Below are 15,434 nucleotides of genomic sequence, written 5' to 3' on the forward strand. Positions count from 1 at the left end.
CTCCCACCTGGCCGAACCGGACAAGTCTCGTGGAAGTCTGCGCGCAAGCCAATGAGAAGAAGTCTTCGCGAAGAACTCTTCTGGGTTACTCTGGGGGCCATGAGCGACGAGCTGCCGGCGGGCGACATCACCTTGGACGCGGCCACCCTGCGGGTGCTGGCGCATCCGATGCGGCTGACTCTGCTGGAGCACCTGCGGCAGCGCGGGCCTGCGACGGCACGGCAGCTTGCGGCGCACTACGAGATCGACTCGGGTGCGGCGAGCTACCACCTGCGGCGGCTGGCGGACGGGGGGCTGATCGAGGAGGACCTCGAGCGCGGTACTCGGCGCGACCGCTGGTGGCGGGCTCGGCATCGCTCGTCCGTGCATCAGCCCGCGGACAGTAGTCCCGACGAGCGACAGGACGGCCGGGCGTACCTGCATGCAGTGGTGCTTGCGTACAGTGAGCAACTCCGACGGCTTGCCTACACAGCTCCGCTACTGCCGGACGAGTGGTACGAGGCGTCCACGTTCAGCAACTACACGCTGCGACTGACGCCGGCTGAGCTCAACGAGGCGAAGGCCGAGCTAGCTGCGGTGGTCAAGAAGTACCGTGACCGCGAGAACAGTGCAGGCGTGCCGGTGGCCCTCCAACTGCACGCGTTTCCACTGGTAGAGCCGGACGACGATGCTTAGGGGCGCGACGCCGAGCGTCGCCTACCGGGACGGCAACGTCCTGCGTTGGAGTGCTGCCTACGCCGCATCCGTCACCGGCGACGTCGCCTTCTTTCTCACCCTGTCCTGGGCGGTGACCCAAACGGCCGGGGCCACGCAGGTCGGCGCGGTGCTTGCGGTCGGAGCCGTTCCACGGGCGGTGCTGATGCTGGCCGGCGGGGTGATCGCTGACAGGTACGGACCGCGCCGAGTGGTGATCGGCAGCGATCTCGCTCGCTGCCTGATCGTGTTCTGCGCTGCCGCGCTGCTGCAGTTCTCACCTGCCGGGCTGTTGATGCTGTTCGCCGTTGCGCTGGTCTTCGGCGTGATCGACGCACTGTTCATGCCGGCGGTCGGGGCACTGGCCGGCCGGCTTACCGATCCGGACCAACTAGGCCAGGTTCAGGGGCTGCGAATGCTGGCGGTCCGTCTCGGCAACGCGGCTGGTCCCATGATCGCTGCGATCGTGCTGACTGCCACCGGAGTCGCGGGCGGGTTCGGTCTGGCCGGCTTGCTGTTCAGCCTGTCGGTCGGTCTCCTGCTTGCGGTCCGCTTGAACCGGATACAGCCGGGCGGGCGGTCCGCAGGCTCAGCGTTCGCCGACCTCAAGGACGGGCTGCGGCACCTGCGGCAGAACCGGCAACTGGCCCGGCTGGTTGTGGTGGTTGGGCTGGGCGACCTGTGTTTCAGCGGTCCGGTCGGCGTCGGTCTGGTCCTGCTGACCGCCGAACGCCACTGGACCGCGGCCGTTCTCGGGTGGACGCTCACGGCATTCAGCGTTGGAGGTGCCGTCGCCGGGATTCTGCTCACGGCGCTGACCCACGTCCCGCGGGCAGGCGTCGTACTCGCGTGTTCCCTGCTGGCGACCGCCGTACTCGTCGGTGCCTTGGGGCAGGTGAGTACGGCCGAGATGCTGATCGCCGGTTCGGGTGTGCTCGGAATGATCAGCGGTGTCGCGTCGGCGCTGGGCAATGCCCTGCTTCAACGCAAGACCGATCCTCGCTACCTCGGCAGAGTCGGTTCGGTGACGTCCCTCTCCACCGTCGGCCTCAGTCCACTCCTGTATCCGGTGACCGGCGTGGTGACTGCTGTTTGGGGACCTGGCGTCTTCTTCGCCGGATGCGCCGTGATCTGCTTGCTCGCGGCGGTGATCGCCGTGACGACGGCCGAGTTCAGATGCAGGGGGTGACGAGTTTGTCGTACTTGTGGACGGCGTCCGCGACGTCGGTGAGGGCGTTGGCTTCGGGGGCGTACTTGTCGGGGACGGCTACCTCAAAGTAGATGGTGCGGCCGATGGTGGTGAAGATGTAGCCGTTCTGGACCTGTTTGGCGAACCAGCCGACGCCGTTGACCTCGAAGCACTGGGACTGGGCCTCGGCCATGCCGGCGGGGGCGGCGACGCCGCAGGTCACCTCGATGGGCGTGTCGCCGTACGCGGTGGTGAGGGGGCTCTCCGGGGTGGTCTTGCGGCGCTTGGCGTCGAGGACCTTGTCGGGGAGTGCCTTGACCAGGTTCGTGCAGGCGGCAGCGACCTCGGGCGCGGGCGAGGGCACCGGGACCGGCGCGGCCCCGGGGCTGCACGCGGCGATGAGGAGTACGGCGAGTGCCGCGCCCGCGCTCCGGGCCACGCGGGAGAGGACCTTGGGCATGCTGGAGTCCGGTGGGTTCCCCGTACGGCCTTCAGATGTGGACGACGGGGCAGGTCAGCGTGCGGGTGATGCCGGGGACGTTCTGGACCCGGGCAACCACCAGCTTGCCCAGCTCGTCGACGTTGCGGGCTTCCGCGCGGACGATCACGTCGTACGGACCGGTGACGTCCTCGGCCAGGGTGACGCCCTGGACCTCGGCGATCTGCGCCGCCACGTCGGCCGCCCGGCCGACCTCGGTCTGGATCAGGATGTAGGCCTGGACCACCACGTCGTTCTCCACTCAGTCGTCCTCAGCTGGGCTCCGGCCACAGTACTGCCAGGTGGCCGGGCGTACTCGTTGCTCCGTCACGGTACCGCCTAGACTCCGGCTAGCGATATGGGAGGTCTGCTGACGTGACAGAGACGTTGGGGAGCACGGGTGAGTTCGGCCTGATCGCGGCCGTCACCAAGAGGCTGCCCCAGAGTGAGGACGTCCTGGTAGGTCCCGGCGACGACGCGGCCGTGCTGGCGGTGCCGGACGGCCGGATGGTGATCACCACCGACCTGCTGGTGGAGGGCCGGCACTTCCGCCGGGACTGGTCGTCGGCGTACGACGTGGGCCGCAAGGCCGCCGCCCAGAACCTGGCCGACGTGGTCGCGATGGGCGCCCGCCCGACCGCATTGGTGGTCGGGTTCGGCGGCCCGGCCGACCTGCCGACCGCCTGGGCGCTGGAGCTGAACCAGGGCCTGATCGACGAGTGCGAACTGGTCGGCGCGAGCATCGTCGGCGGTGACACCGTGCAGTCGGACAAGATCGTCGTGTCGGTGACCGCGTTCGGCTCGCTGGACGGCCGCGCACCCGTACTGCGTTCCGGCGCGCGCCCGGGCGACGAGGTCGCGTACATCGGCCGGCTCGGCTGGGCGGAGGCGGGCTGGGCGGTGCTGGCCCGCGGGTTCCGTTCGCCGCGGGCCGTCGTCGAGGCGCACCGGCGCCCGCAGCCGCCGTACGCCGATGGTCCGAAGGCGGCGCTCCGCGGGGCGTCCTCGATGTGTGACGTGAGCGACGGGCTGCTGTCCGATCTCGGCCACATCGCGGTGGCCAGCCAGGTGATCATCGACATCCACACCAAGGCGCTGACCGTGCCGGAACCGCTGCAGGCGGTGGCCGCCGCGACGGGTGCGGACGCGCTCAAGTTCGTGCTGACCGGCGGCGAGGACCATGCCCTGGTCGGCACCTTCGAGCCGGCCGACGTACCCGAGGGCTGGACCGTCATCGGCTCGGTTGCCGAGGGCAACGAGGAACGCCCGCCCGGGACCGTCACGGTGGACGGCGCGCCGTATGCTGCAGAGACCGGACACGCACATTTCAGGAGTTGAGATGCCGCCCCCCAGAGTGCTGACGATCGCCGGTTCCGACTCCGGTGGCGGGGCCGGGATCCAGGCGGACCTGAAGGCGATGCTCGCCAACGGCGTGCACGGCATGAGCGTGCTGACCGCGATCACCGCGCAGAACAGCCGCGGCGTCCAGGGCGCCTGGGAACTGCCCGAGGAACAGGTCCGCGCGCAGTTCCGCAGCGTCGTCGACGACATCGGCGTCGACGCGGTGAAGACCGGCATGCTGGCGTCCGAGTCGATGGTCCGCGTGGTGGCTTCGCTGCTGCGCACGCTGCCCGACGGCGTACCGGTCGTGGTCGACCCGGTGTCGGTGTCCAAGCACGGCGACCCGCTGCTCGCGGCGGACGCGATGGACGCCGTACGGTCGGAGATCGTCCCACTGGCCACCGTGCTGACGCCCAACCTCACGGAGCTCGGCCCGGTGTCCGGTGTCGAGCTGGAGACCGTGGAGGACCGGGACCTCGCCGCGAAGGTGCTGCTGGACGCGGGTGCGACCTGGGTGCTCGTGAAGGGCGGCCATGACGTCGGTACGGCGGCTGTCGACATCCTGCACGGTCCTGGGGTACGCCGTGCGTACAGTGCGCCCCGTGCCGACAACAGGCACACACACGGGACCGGTTGCACGCTGGCGAGCACCATAGCGGCGTACCTTGCCCGTGGGCACGACGTACCGGACGCGGTTGGCGCTGCGAAGGAGTACGTGACCGGTGCGATCGCGGCCGGGTTCGCCCTGGGCGACGGGATCGGTCCGGTCGACCACGCATGGAGATTTCGAGGGAGTGGCAGTTGAGCAAGCAGCAGCCCCCGGTCGACGGGTACTGCGAGCAGTGCGGATTCAGCTACGACACGGGTGACCTGCAGGGCACCGTGACGCTGCTGATCCGGCAGGCCGCGGACTGTGCGATGGCCTTGACCAAGGCGGCCGCCGGTCCGGACGCGAACGTGGTGCGGCTGCGGCCGGAGCCCGAGGTGTGGTCGGCGATCGAGTACGCGTGCCACGTGCGCGACGTACTCGAGGTGCAGCGGCTGCGGATCGCGCAGTGCCTGGCGGAGGACCGGCCGGTGTACGCGCCGATGGACCGGACCGGGCGGGTGAAGCAGCAGAAGTACGAGGACCAGGACCCGATGGAGGTCGCGGCCGCGCTGATGCGGTTCGCGCGCGAGTTCGGCGCCGCGGCGCGGGTGCTGCAGCCGCAGCAGCTGGGGAAGCTCGGGCTGTACAACTACCCGGTGCGGGCGCCGCGGACGCTGGGCTGGATCATCCGGCACACCGCCCACGAGATCCAGCACCACCGGCACGACATCACCGAGATCCTGGCGAAGGTCGAGCCGCCGATCGTCCCCAAGCCGCGGCCGGTGGAAGAGGAAGTGGCCGACTAGCGTTGGGCAGCCCAGGCGGCGACTGCCGGCTCGCTGGTCAGCTGGTCGAGCGCTAACGCCGCCGCCCCACGCAGCGGGCCGTCCGCTTGGTGCCTGGCCGGCAGCACTGGTGGTGGCGAACCGCGGTGGAAGGTCATCAGGCCGCTCTTGTAGGCCTCTTGGAACGTGTCCTCAGCAGCAGCGCGTAGGGGGATCGCCAGCCCACCGATGGTGACAACGTCCGGGTCGTGCGCGTTGACGAGCCCTGCGATGCCGGAGCCGAGTGCGGTCACAACCCTGGCCACGGCTGTGCGTGCGGGACGGTCTTGGCGTAGCAGTGCCTCCTCTGCGTATGCCACGGGGTCGTCAGGGGCCGGCTGCTTCAAGTGGCGCGCCAGGGCACGTCCGTCGATCTCCAGGTCCCAGCAGCCGCGCGCACCGCACGGACAGGTGCGAGAGCGGTCGCCGAACGGCACGTGCCCGTACTCACCACCCGCACCGGAGGCGCCCTGAGCCGGTACGCCGTCGATCAGCAACGTCCCGCCGATACCCACCTCGATGATCAGGTGCACCGCCGTACCAGCGCCCGCGGCCGCGCCGGTCCGTGCCTCGGCCACACCACTGAGCGTTGCGTCGTTGCCCGCCAGCAGCGGTACGTCGACGTCGGCTGTGACTTGTGCGAGGTCCAGCTCGGCCCACTCGAGCGTGGGTGCCTGCATGAGCTGGTTGTCGCGGACAGTGCCCGGTACGGCGAGGCTCACAAGCTGCAGGCGGTCGCCGTACTGCTCGTGCGTCTGCTCTACGGTCTGCCGGAGGTTCTTGAGCACCACCTGGGCGCGGCGGCTCCGGTGGCGTTGGTGCTGCTGGTCCTGGAGGGTGCCATCCAGCGCTACGACCGCACTGCGCCAGTTGCTCTGCCGTAGGTCGAGTGCCAGCACCACAGGGCCTTCCGGGTGTGCCTGCAGCACGGTCGTCGGGCGGCCGCGTCCCTGGCTGGGAGCAGGGGCCTCGGTCAGCAGGTGTACGTCGCGTAGCCGGGCCGTCACCTCCGTGGCCGAGCCCGTGCTCAGCCGGAGCGTGCGGGCGACCGCGGCGCGGGTGATCCCCGGCTGTCGGGCGACCTGGTTGAGGACGTCCGCGGCCGTCTGCCATTGTCCCCGGCGTACTGGAGTCATCGCGGCCTTTCCGTTTATGCTCGGAGGACGAGTTTAATGGGAGGGTTGATGGAGATCCAGGACATCCGCGCCGTGCTGTTCGACATGGACGGGACGTTGGTGGATTCGGACGCGGTCGTGGACCGGAGCTGGAGCCGCTGGGCGGTCGAGTGCGGGCTGGACCCGGCCGCGGTGCTCGCGGTCGCGCACGGGAACCCGGCCGCCGCGACGGTCGCGCAGTTCCTGCCGGACGCGTCGGCGGACGAGCTGACCGCGGCGTGGGCGCGGGTGTACGACCTCGAGGTGAACGACGTCGACGGCGTGGTGGCGAAGCCGGGCGCGGTCGAGCTGATCGCGACCCTCGAGCGGATCGGTACGCCGTGGGCGGTCTACACCAGTGCGCCGCCACAGCTGGCCAAGGTACGGCTGGCCGCGGGCGGGATCGCGCCGTCGGTGCTCGTGACGATCGACGACGTCAGCCGCGGGAAGCCGGATCCGGAAGGGTACCTGCGGGCGGCGGAGCTGCTCGGCGTACCGGTGACGGAGTGTCTGGTGGTCGAGGACACCGTCGTCGGGCTGACCGCCGGGAAGGCGTCCGGGGCGTTGACGGCCGGGTTGAAGGGGGTGCCGGCGGACATCGAGCTCCCGGACCTGCATCGGCTCGACGCGCTGTTCCAAGGTCTGGAATGACCGCGCAGGCCCCGGCCGAAGCCGGGAGCCGCAGCGACGAGCTCCGGATCGGGACCGCGCTGTCGGCGATGGGCTTCGTGCTGGCCGGGCTCGGGGCGTGCGTGGCGATCCTGGCCCGGGACCTGCGGGAGCCGACGAGCCGGCTGGCGTTGCTGTCGTCCGGGTTTGCTGTTGGGCTGATGCTGGTCGCGGTGGTGGGTCCGCGGATGCTGCGGCGGTGGGCGATGCCTACCGTGCTGGCGCTGGGGTCGGTTGTGTGTGCTGTGGGGGCGGTGCTGATCGCCGTGGCGTCTTCGTACGTCGTGGCGATCACGGGCGGGCTGTTTGTTGGCCTGGGTGGGGCGCTGCTCGTGCTTGTCGCTCCGCTGATGCTGAACGGACCAGCTGCCGCGTCTCGCCTCAGTCGAGTCAACGCGGTCGCCAGCGGCACAGGAATCCTCGCCCCGCTGGCCATCGGCACGCTGGACTCCCTAGGCCCCACGGGCCGGCTAGCCATGCTCGCCGCAGCCCCACCGCTCCTACTCCTCGCGCTTCTCACCCGCAAACGCTCCACCGCGCTCCGCGCGGCGGAGCGGGGAGAAAACCGGGAGCAGGCCGCGGGCGCGGCGCGGGCTGCGGCGGCGTCCGGCGCGGAGGTGGCTGCCGGGGCGCCCGGCGCGGAGCGGGCTGTGAGGGCTGCGGGAGTGTCCGGCGAGGTGCGGGCGGAGGGGGTGGCCGACGCGGAATGGGCTGCGGGGGCGGAGCCGTCTGCAGGGGCGTCCCGCGCGGTGTGGGCTGCGGAGGCGTCTGGCGCGGTCAGTGCGGAGGAGGCGGTACGGGCTGTGGGGGCGGTCAGTGCGGCGGGGGCTGTGGGGGCGGGCGATGGGGTGGCTGTGTTGATTGACTCGGCGCCTGCTGTTGGGTTGGTGGGGAAGTGGCGGCAGGTGGGGCGGCGGGTTGTGGTGGAGGTGGGGGTGGGGTGGTTGCGGGTGGTGTTGGCGGTGGCTGTTGAGTTTTGTTTTGTGGTTTGGGCGGTGGCTCGGTTGGTGGCGAGTGGGTTACCTACGGCGACCGCGGCGCTGCTGGGGAGTGCTTTTCCGATTGGTATGGCGGTTGGGCGGGCGATCGGGCCGATCCGGTTCAAGGGGTGGTCGCCGGTGGTTCCGTCCAGTCTGCTTGCGGTGGCAGGCACGTTGCTGGTGAGCCTGTTCGACGTACCGGTGGTAGTGGCGGCCGGGCTGGTCGTGGCGGGGCTCGGTGTCGCGCCGCTCTATCCGGTCACGCTCGCCGCCCTGGTCGCTACCCCGGGGATCAGCTCGGCCCGCCTCGCCGCGGTGGGCGCGCTGGCCTCCGGTACGGCGATCCTCGTCGCCCCGGCGCTGCTCGCCGTACTCGCGCGGGTCCTCGACCTGCGGACGGCGTACCTGATCACGCTTCCGCTGCTCGGCGTACTTCTGCTGCTCAGCCGTCGATCAGGCCGTGCCTCGTTCGTGTAGTGGGTGAAAGCACCCCCGAACGAGGAAGGCAGCACACCATGAAGCTCCTGATCGACGGCCTGGCGATGCCCGAGTCCGGCCGCTCGCACGACGGCCGGCTCTGGTTCTGCAACTGGACCCAACAGCAGGTCGTCGCGATCGACGCGGACGGCAAGCCTGAGTTCCGCGACGTACCGGTCGAGCACCTGATGGGCTGGTCGATCGACTGGACCCCCGACGGCCGGCTGCTGACCACCGGCGACAAGCTCCGCCGGTACGAACCCGACGGCTCGGTCACCGTCCTCGCGGACCAGCACGCGAACGAGCTGGTGGTCGATGCCCATGGCAACATCTACCTGGACGGCGCGGACTTCGACTTCTCCGGGGGAGAGGCACCGAAGCCCGGCTGGATCAAGCTGGTCACACCGGACGGCGCGATCCGCGAGGTGGCGGACGGGATCGAGTTCCCGAACGGCATGGTGCTCACCCCGGACGGCCGCACGCTGGTGGTCGCGGAGTCGTTCGCCGGCCGGTTGACGGCGTTCGACGTACAGCCGGACGGCGGCCTCACGAACCGCCGGGTGTACGCCGAGAGCCTCGGCCCGGACGGGATCTGCCTGGACGCCGAGGGCGCGATCTGGTCGCAGACCGGCAGTGAGGGCGTGGTCCGGGTCGCCGACGGCGGCGAGATCCTGCAGCGCATCGACCTCCCGGAGAACCGCGCGCCCTTCGCGCTCACCCTGGTCGACTTCGACGGCCCGACGCTGTGCATCCTCACCTCCGAGTGGCACATGCAGGACACCATCGCCAACAACCTCGCCCGCCTCCGCGGCCCGGCCCGCACCGGTCAGATCCACACGGTCCCGGTCGCCGTACCACCGGCCGGGTAGCGACCTACACCGGCAGGTCGTGCCGGCGGAGCAGCTCCACCAGGGCTGGTACGCCGGCCGACAGGTCGTACAGCTCCGCCCGGATGCCGACGCTGCGAGCACCGTCCACGTTGGCCGCGTTGTCGTCGATGAACAGCACCTCGGACGCCGGTACGTCGATCACGCGCAGGATCTCCCGGAAGTACGCCGGATCCGGCTTCGCGAGGCCGAGGTCGCAGGAGTAGAACGTCCGGTCGAACCAGGCGCCGTACCCGCGTTCGTCCTGCATGATCCGCCGCCGGTACGCCTGCTGGTTGGTGGCTAGGTGGCACTCGATCCCGGCCGCCCGGAGCTTCTGGATCAGCTCGACCACCTCGGGCTCGGCCACGAACCAGCGCCACGGCTCGATCGCCTCCGCGACCGACGCGGTCGACTTCCAGCGCCGCAGTACGTCGCCGAGCGCCTCCCGGAAATCGATCTTCCCGACCAGTGCGGGCCGTTCTGCGGCCATCAGGTCCCGGACGAAGGCCTCCTTGTCGGTGGGGACGAGCGCGCCCAGCCGGGCCCACCAGTCGAAGGTGGGCCGCTGGATCACTCCGTCGGCATCGAACAGGACGGCGCGTGAGGTCATGGCGTCATCTTGTCATCGGAGCCCTTGACCGGTTAAGGCGGTATGCGCTTACCTATGGCTACGTAAACATGAGTGGACACCTTCCGGCGAAAACCAACAGAAAGCGCCAGGTGAGGCTATGACACTGAGTAGAAGGAAATTCCTGGCGGCCGGCACCGCCGCGGCCGCCGCCGGACTCACCGGCTGCGGCTCCGTCGGCTCGCTGGGTGGAAAGAACGAGCTCAGCATGTGGACCTGGGTCGGGTCCGTGAACGACGACCTGATCGGCCAGGCCGAGAAGGCGATCCCCGGGTACGACGGCATGAAGCTGGCGATGACCCGGATCGGCAGCAACTACAAGACCAAGGTGCTGACCGCGCTGGCCGGGAAGTCCCTGGTGCCGGACATCGTCGCGATCAACGACGACGTCGCGACGTACTTCCCGAACGCGGACCAGTTCCACGACCTGAACGAGCTCGGCGCGAAGGAGCTCGCGAAGGACTTCCTGCCCTGGAAGTGGGACTGGGGAGTGACGCCGCAGGGCAAGATGATGGCCTACCCGATGGACACCGGCCCGACCGCGCTGTTCTACCGCACGGACATCTTCACCAAGGCCGGTATCGACATCGACCCGGCGGCCGTCGCCGGTCTCGCTCCGGACTGGGACGCGTTCATCACCCTCGGCAAGAAGGTGAAGCAGGCCGTTCCGGGCTCGTCGATCACCGACAACATCACCAGCATCTACGGCTACCGGATGGCGCAGCTGCCGAAGAAGTACATGACCCGGGACGGGCAGTACATCGGCGACCAGGACCACGTACGGCAGTCGTTCGACCTCGCCGTACGCGTGGTCAAGGAAGGACTGTCGGCGAACGCGCAGAACTCCAGCGACAAGAACGCGGTCGTCACCAACGGCAAGCTGGTCGCCTACAACGGCGCCGTCTGGTGGGCGCAGCTCGGGCCGAAGAACGCGGCCCCGAAGACCAAGGGACTCTGGCGGGTGACGGCGGCTCCTGGTGGCGCCGGCAACAAGGGCGGGTCCTTCCTCGGCATCACGAAGTACTGCAAGAACCCGCAGGCGGCGTTCGCGTTCATCAGCTGGCTCGAGTCGGCGAAGAACCAGGCCCAGGCGTTCCTGGACCCGGTGCTGTTCCCGTCCACGCCGGCCAGCTACACGGACTCGCGGCTGTCGGCGCCGGACCCGTTCTTCGGCGGCCAGAAGATCGTCGACGTGTTCGCGGACTCGGCGAAGAAGTACCCGGGCGCGTACTTCTCGCCGTACGACAGCATCATCGACACCCCGATCAGCTCCGAGTTGGTGAATGTCGAGGCGTCCGGGAAGAACCCCGACCAGGCCTGGGCGGACGCCCAGCACCAGATCCAGCGCGAGCTGAGCCGAGCGGGGGCGATCTGACATGGCAGTCACGAGCAAGGCGGTCCCGGCTGCAGCGGTATCGGCCGCCGCGACGGAGAAGCCGCCGAACAAGTACCGGCAGGCGCTCCCGCAGTACACCGCGGTGGCGCCGTTCTTCATCCTCTTCGCGATCTTCGGCGCGTTCCCGGTGCTGTTCTCGATCTGGATCTCGTTCCACTCCTGGGACGGCATCGGGCAGATGAAGTGGGTCGGGCTGGAGCAGTACCACTACCTGCTCACCGACGCGACGTTCTGGAAGACGATCGGCAACACGCTGATCATCTGGGTACTGTCCACGGCCCCGATGCTGCTGCTCGCGCTCGTGATCGCGAACGCGCTGCACAACGCGACCCGGCTGCGCACCTTCTACCGGATCGCGTACTTCGTCCCGAACGTCACCTCGGTGGTCGCGATCACGCTGGTGTTCGGGTCGATCTTCAGCAACAACTTCGGCCTGCTGAACGCGTTCCTGCAGTCGATCGGGCTCGGCCAGGTCGAGTGGCTGACGTCGCCGTGGGGGATCAAGATCGCGATCGCCACCATCGTCACCTGGCGCTGGGTCGGCTACAACGCGATCATCTACCTGGCCGGCCTGCAGGCGATCTCGGCCGACGTGTACGAGGCCGCCAAGGTGGACGGCGCCTCGCCGCGGCAGACGTTCTGGCGGATCACGGTGCCGATGCTGCGGCCGGTGATCCTGTTCACCGCGGTCACCTCGACGATCGGCGGCCTGCAGATCTTCACCGAGTCCCGGGTGCTGTTCGGCGACACCAGCAACATCGGCGGCCCGGGCGACGCCGGCCTGACGATCGTCTCGTACCTGTACCAGAGCGCGTTCATCAAGAACCAGTTCGGGTACGGGGCCGCGGTCGGGTGGGCGCTGTTCGTGCTGATCGTGCTGTTCAGCATCATCAACTGGCGGCTGATCGGCGGCAACGACGAGGAACGACTGACCCGACGCGCCGCTCGGCGGGTGGAACGCAGGATCGCAGCCCAGAATGCCAAGAGGGAGGCCGCAGATGTCCATTGAGCGCGTGCGCACCGCCGTCGGCCACATCGTGCTGATGTTCGGCGTGCTGGTCTCGCTGTTCCCGTTCTACTGGATGGTGGTGATGGCCTCCAACACCACCCCGGACATCTTCAGCTACCCGCCGAAGCTGCTGATCGGCTCGCACCTGTTCGAGAACATGGGCAAGGTGCTGGACAACATCGACTTCTTCGGCTCGATGCTGCTCACGCTGATCGCGTCGCTGGCCGTCACGGTCCTGGTGCTGTTCTTCGACTCGCTCGCGGCGTTCGCGTTCGCGAAGTACCAGTTCCCGGGCCGGAACGTGCTGTTCGGCATCCTGCTCGCGACGTTCATGATCCCGACCCAGCTGTCGCTGGTGCCGCAGTTCGTGGTGCTCGCGCAGCTCGGCTGGATCGGCTCGCTGAAGGCACTGATCATCCCGGGCGCGGCGAACGCGTTCGGGATCTTCTGGATGCGCCAGTACGCCAAGGGCGCGATCCCCGACGAACTGATCTCGGCCGCCAAGGTCGACGGCGCCGGCTTCTTCCGGCAGTACCTGACCGTCGGCCTGCCGGTGCTCCGGCCCGGTCTGGCCTTCCTCGGCATCTTCACGTTCATCAACGTCTGGAACGACTACCTCTGGCCGCTGATCGTGATGACCGACCCGAACCGCCTCACCCTGCAGGTCGCCCTCGACCAGCTGAACGGCGTCTACGGCACCGACTACTCGATGGTGATGGCCGGTGCGTTGATGAGCGTCATCCCCCTGATCGGCGTCTTCCTGATCGGCGCGCGCAGCTTCATCGCCGATCTCGCGGCGGGCGCCATGAAATTCTGACCTTCACCTACAACCACGGGATTCCCTTTGACTGACCACAAGCTCCGCTGGGGCATCATCGGCACCGGCAACATCGCGTCCCGGTTCGCCGGCCAGGTGCCGACGTCGAAGACCAACGAGGTCGTCGCCGTCGGCAGCCGGTCCCTCGACTCGGCGAACGCGTTCGCCGACAAGTGGGACATCGCCGGCCGGCACGCGTCGTACGAGGACCTGCTCGCCGACGAGAACGTCGAGGCGGTGTACATCGCGACCCCGCACCCGATGCACGTCGAGTGGGCGATCAAGGCGGCCGAGGCCGGCAAGCACGTGCTGTGCGAGAAGCCGCTGGCGATCAACCGGGCGTGGGCCGAGGCGATGATCGAGGCCGCGGTACGCAACGACGTCTTCCTGATGGAGGCGTACATGTACCGCTGCCTGCCGCAGACCAAGCTGATCACCCAGCTGGTCCGCGACGGCGAGCTCGGCACCGTGCACTCGATCCAGGCCACCTTCGCGTTCAACGCGTCGTTCAACCCGACCAGCCGGATCTATGCCGACGAGCTGGCCGGCGGCGGCATCCTCGACGTCGGCGGCTACCCGGTGTCGATGGCCCGGCTGATCGCGGGCGCGGCGACCGGGCAGCCGTTCGCCGACCCGGCCGCGGTGAACGCGGTCGGCACCGTCGGCGAGACCGGCGCCGACGAGTGGACGGCGGCGACGCTGTTCTTCGACGGCGGGATCACCGCGCAGATCACGACCGGCGTACGGCTGGCCGACCAGAACCAAGTACGGATCTACGGGAGCAAGGGCTACCTGCAGATCGACGACCCGTGGTTCGGCGGCGACGGCAAGCCCGCGCACGTCACGCTGTACCGCGTCGGGGAGGAGCCGCGGGAGCTGTCCGCGGAGCCGGCGCTGATCTACACGGCCGAGGCCGAGGCCGTGCAGGCCGCGATCGCCTCCGGTGCGAAGGAGGCACCGGAGATGAGCTGGGCGGACACGCTCGGCAACCTCACCGTGCAGGACCTGTGGCGGGCCGCGATCGGGCAGCAGTACGCGAGCGAGCGGGACGACGCGACCGTCCCGACCGCGACCGGACGCCCGCTGGCCAAGCGCGCCGACGCCCCGATGACGTACGGGCACGTGCCGGGCGTCGACAAGCAGGTGTCCCGCCTGGTGATGGGCGTGGACAATCAGCAGACGCTGCCGCACGCCGCGGTGGTGTTCGACGACTTCGTCGAGCGCGGCGGTACGACGTTCGACACGGCGTACATCTACGGCGGCGGGCGCGGCGAGAAGCTGCTCGGGCAGTGGATGACGTCGCGCGGCAACCGGGACGACGTGGTGGTGATCGGGAAGGGCGCGCACACGCCGCACTGCGACCCGGAGTCGATCACCCGGCAGCTGCACGAGAGCCTCGAGCGGCTGCAGACCGACCACGTCGACCTGTACTTCATGCACCGGGACAACGAGGACATCCCGGTCTCGGAGTTCGTCGACGTCCTGGACGAGCACTTCAAGGCCGGCCGGATCAAGGCGTTCGGTGGATCGAACTGGACCACCGCGCGGTTCGACGAGGCCAACGCGTACGCCGAGGCGAACAGCAAGCAGCCGTTCACGCTGCTCAGCAACCACCTCAGCCTCGCGCGGGCGTACGACGTACCGTGGGCCGGCTGCCGGCACGTGGCCGACGACGAGTCGCAGGCGTGGCTGCGGGAGCGGCAGGTCGCGCTGTTCCCGTGGTCGAGCCAGGCGCGCGGGTTCTTCACCGGGCGGGCCAAGCCGGAGGACACGTCGGACCAGGAGCTGGTGCGCTGCTTCTACTCCGACGAGAACTTCCGCCGCCTGGACCGGGCGCGGGAGCTGGCGGCGGCGAAGGGCGTGGAGCCGACGGCGATCGCTCTGGCCTGGCTGCTGCACCAGCCGTACCCTGTGTTCCCGTTGATCGGGCCGCGGCACGTGAGCGAGACCCGGACGTCGACGCCGGGGCTGTTGGTGACCCTGTCCGACGACGAAGTGGCCTACCTCACTGCCTGACAGTCGAATTGGTGGGTGGCTGACACCCATGTAACATGATCTGTCGGAGTCACGACCCTGAACACGGAGAATCATGTCTAAGAAGTGCGATGTCTGCGGCAAGCAGCCGACGTTCGGCAACAGCGTTGCCCGCCTGGGTAAGGGTGCGATGATCCGGCGGGTCAAGGCGCGTACGCCGCGCCGTTTCAACCCGAACATCCAGCCGGTCCGCGCGATCATCAAGGGCACGCCCACCAAGATGAAGGTGTGCACCTCCTGCATCAAGGCCGGGAAGGTTCAGCGCGTCGTCGGCTGACCCCAGCAAA

Annotated in this window: 17 protein-coding genes; 13 read left to right on the plus strand and 4 right to left on the minus strand. The window is 69.1% G+C overall.

What is annotated here, in order from left to right:
* The first annotated feature begins 99 nt into the window (after positions 1-99).
* Positions 100-675: a helix-turn-helix domain-containing protein gene (locus ACQHIV_RS02155; RefSeq protein ID WP_427891126.1), complete on the plus strand. Its 576-nt coding sequence runs from the start codon at positions 100-102 to the stop codon at positions 673-675.
* Positions 668-1,882 (plus strand): MFS transporter, encoded by a 1,215-nt coding sequence (locus ACQHIV_RS02160; protein ID WP_427891127.1) that lies wholly within the window; start codon positions 668-670, stop codon positions 1,880-1,882. The genes ACQHIV_RS02155 and ACQHIV_RS02160 overlap by 8 nt, the downstream gene beginning before the upstream one ends.
* Here the strand turns inward: ACQHIV_RS02160 and ACQHIV_RS02165 are convergent.
* Both ACQHIV_RS02165 and ACQHIV_RS02170 read right to left on the minus strand, forming a co-directional pair.
* Positions 1,866-2,342, minus strand: coding sequence for a DUF3515 domain-containing protein (locus tag ACQHIV_RS02165; RefSeq protein WP_427891129.1), 477 nt, complete (start codon positions 2,340-2,342; stop codon positions 1,866-1,868). The two genes, ACQHIV_RS02160 and ACQHIV_RS02165, sit on opposite strands and share 17 nt — an antisense overlap.
* A 31-nt stretch (positions 2,343-2,373) precedes the next feature.
* Positions 2,374-2,610: an Lrp/AsnC family transcriptional regulator gene (locus ACQHIV_RS02170; RefSeq protein ID WP_170990044.1), complete on the minus strand. Its 237-nt coding sequence runs from the start codon at positions 2,608-2,610 to the stop codon at positions 2,374-2,376.
* Between the two features lie 125 nt (positions 2,611-2,735).
* Between ACQHIV_RS02170 and ACQHIV_RS02175 the strand changes: the two genes are divergently transcribed.
* From ACQHIV_RS02175 to ACQHIV_RS02185, 3 genes are read left to right on the plus strand one after another with little or no spacing between them, the layout of a single operon-like run.
* The gene (locus tag ACQHIV_RS02175) at positions 2,736-3,698 is read left to right on the plus strand and encodes a thiamine-phosphate kinase (protein WP_427891131.1); all 963 of its coding nucleotides are present in this window, start codon (positions 2,736-2,738) and stop codon (positions 3,696-3,698) included.
* 1 nt (position 3,699) lies between these two features.
* On the plus strand, positions 3,700-4,506 hold the full coding sequence (gene thiD / locus ACQHIV_RS02180) for a bifunctional hydroxymethylpyrimidine kinase/phosphomethylpyrimidine kinase (protein ID WP_427891132.1): 807 nt from the start codon (positions 3,700-3,702) through the stop codon (positions 4,504-4,506).
* Positions 4,503-5,096: a DinB family protein gene (locus tag ACQHIV_RS02185; RefSeq protein WP_427891133.1), complete on the plus strand. Its 594-nt coding sequence runs from the start codon at positions 4,503-4,505 to the stop codon at positions 5,094-5,096. Before thiD ends, ACQHIV_RS02185 begins: the two co-directional genes overlap by 4 nt.
* On the opposite strand, the gene ACQHIV_RS02190 is transcribed toward ACQHIV_RS02185, so the two are convergent.
* On the minus strand, positions 5,093-6,250 hold the full coding sequence (locus ACQHIV_RS02190) for an ROK family transcriptional regulator (RefSeq protein ID WP_427891134.1): 1,158 nt from the start codon (positions 6,248-6,250) through the stop codon (positions 5,093-5,095). The two genes, ACQHIV_RS02185 and ACQHIV_RS02190, sit on opposite strands and share 4 nt — an antisense overlap.
* A gap of 48 nt (positions 6,251-6,298) precedes the next feature.
* Here ACQHIV_RS02190 and ACQHIV_RS02195 point away from each other — a divergent pair, with 48 nt between their 5' ends.
* Genes ACQHIV_RS02195 through ACQHIV_RS02205 form a run of 3 tightly spaced genes read left to right on the plus strand, consistent with a single transcriptional unit; the run spans position 6,299 to position 9,263 of the window.
* A complete protein-coding gene (locus tag ACQHIV_RS02195) occupies positions 6,299-6,919 on the plus strand; it encodes an HAD-IA family hydrolase (RefSeq protein WP_427891136.1) in 621 nt (206 codons plus the stop codon).
* A complete protein-coding gene (locus tag ACQHIV_RS02200) occupies positions 6,916-8,394 on the plus strand; it encodes a hypothetical protein (RefSeq protein WP_427891138.1) in 1,479 nt (492 codons plus the stop codon). The genes ACQHIV_RS02195 and ACQHIV_RS02200 overlap by 4 nt, the downstream gene beginning before the upstream one ends.
* A 38-nt stretch (positions 8,395-8,432) precedes the next feature.
* Complete coding sequence (locus ACQHIV_RS02205) at positions 8,433-9,263, plus strand: SMP-30/gluconolactonase/LRE family protein (protein WP_427891140.1); 831 nt, start codon at positions 8,433-8,435, stop codon at positions 9,261-9,263.
* Between the two features lie 4 nt (positions 9,264-9,267).
* On the opposite strand, the gene ACQHIV_RS02210 is transcribed toward ACQHIV_RS02205, so the two are convergent.
* The gene (locus ACQHIV_RS02210) at positions 9,268-9,873 is read right to left on the minus strand and encodes an HAD family hydrolase (protein WP_427891142.1); all 606 of its coding nucleotides are present in this window, start codon (positions 9,871-9,873) and stop codon (positions 9,268-9,270) included.
* Between the two features lie 118 nt (positions 9,874-9,991).
* Between ACQHIV_RS02210 and ACQHIV_RS02215 the strand changes: the two genes are divergently transcribed.
* The 5 genes from ACQHIV_RS02215 (at position 9,992) to rpmB (ending at position 15,424) form a co-directional block, all read left to right on the plus strand.
* Positions 9,992-11,266 carry an ABC transporter substrate-binding protein gene (locus ACQHIV_RS02215; RefSeq protein ID WP_427891144.1) on the plus strand — a complete coding sequence of 425 codons (1,275 nt, stop codon included), beginning with the start codon at positions 9,992-9,994 and terminating at the stop codon, positions 11,264-11,266.
* Between the two features lies 1 nt (position 11,267).
* The gene (locus tag ACQHIV_RS02220; protein WP_427891146.1) at positions 11,268-12,296 is read left to right on the plus strand and encodes a carbohydrate ABC transporter permease; all 1,029 of its coding nucleotides are present in this window, start codon (positions 11,268-11,270) and stop codon (positions 12,294-12,296) included.
* Entirely contained in the window at positions 12,286-13,113 is an 828-nt protein-coding gene (locus ACQHIV_RS02225) for a carbohydrate ABC transporter permease (RefSeq protein WP_427891148.1), read from the plus strand. The genes ACQHIV_RS02220 and ACQHIV_RS02225 overlap by 11 nt, the downstream gene beginning before the upstream one ends.
* Positions 13,114-13,140: 27 nt before the next feature.
* Entirely contained in the window at positions 13,141-15,129 is a 1,989-nt protein-coding gene (locus ACQHIV_RS02230; protein WP_427891150.1) for an aldo/keto reductase, read from the plus strand.
* A gap of 73 nt (positions 15,130-15,202) precedes the next feature.
* Positions 15,203-15,424: a 50S ribosomal protein L28 gene (rpmB, locus tag ACQHIV_RS02235; RefSeq protein WP_130387610.1), complete on the plus strand. Its 222-nt coding sequence runs from the start codon at positions 15,203-15,205 to the stop codon at positions 15,422-15,424.
* The last annotated feature ends 10 nt before the right edge of the window (positions 15,425-15,434 follow it).

The sequence above is a fragment of the Kribbella polygonati genome (assembly GCF_050320105.1).
Lineage (GTDB): Bacteria > Actinomycetota > Actinomycetes > Propionibacteriales > Kribbellaceae > Kribbella.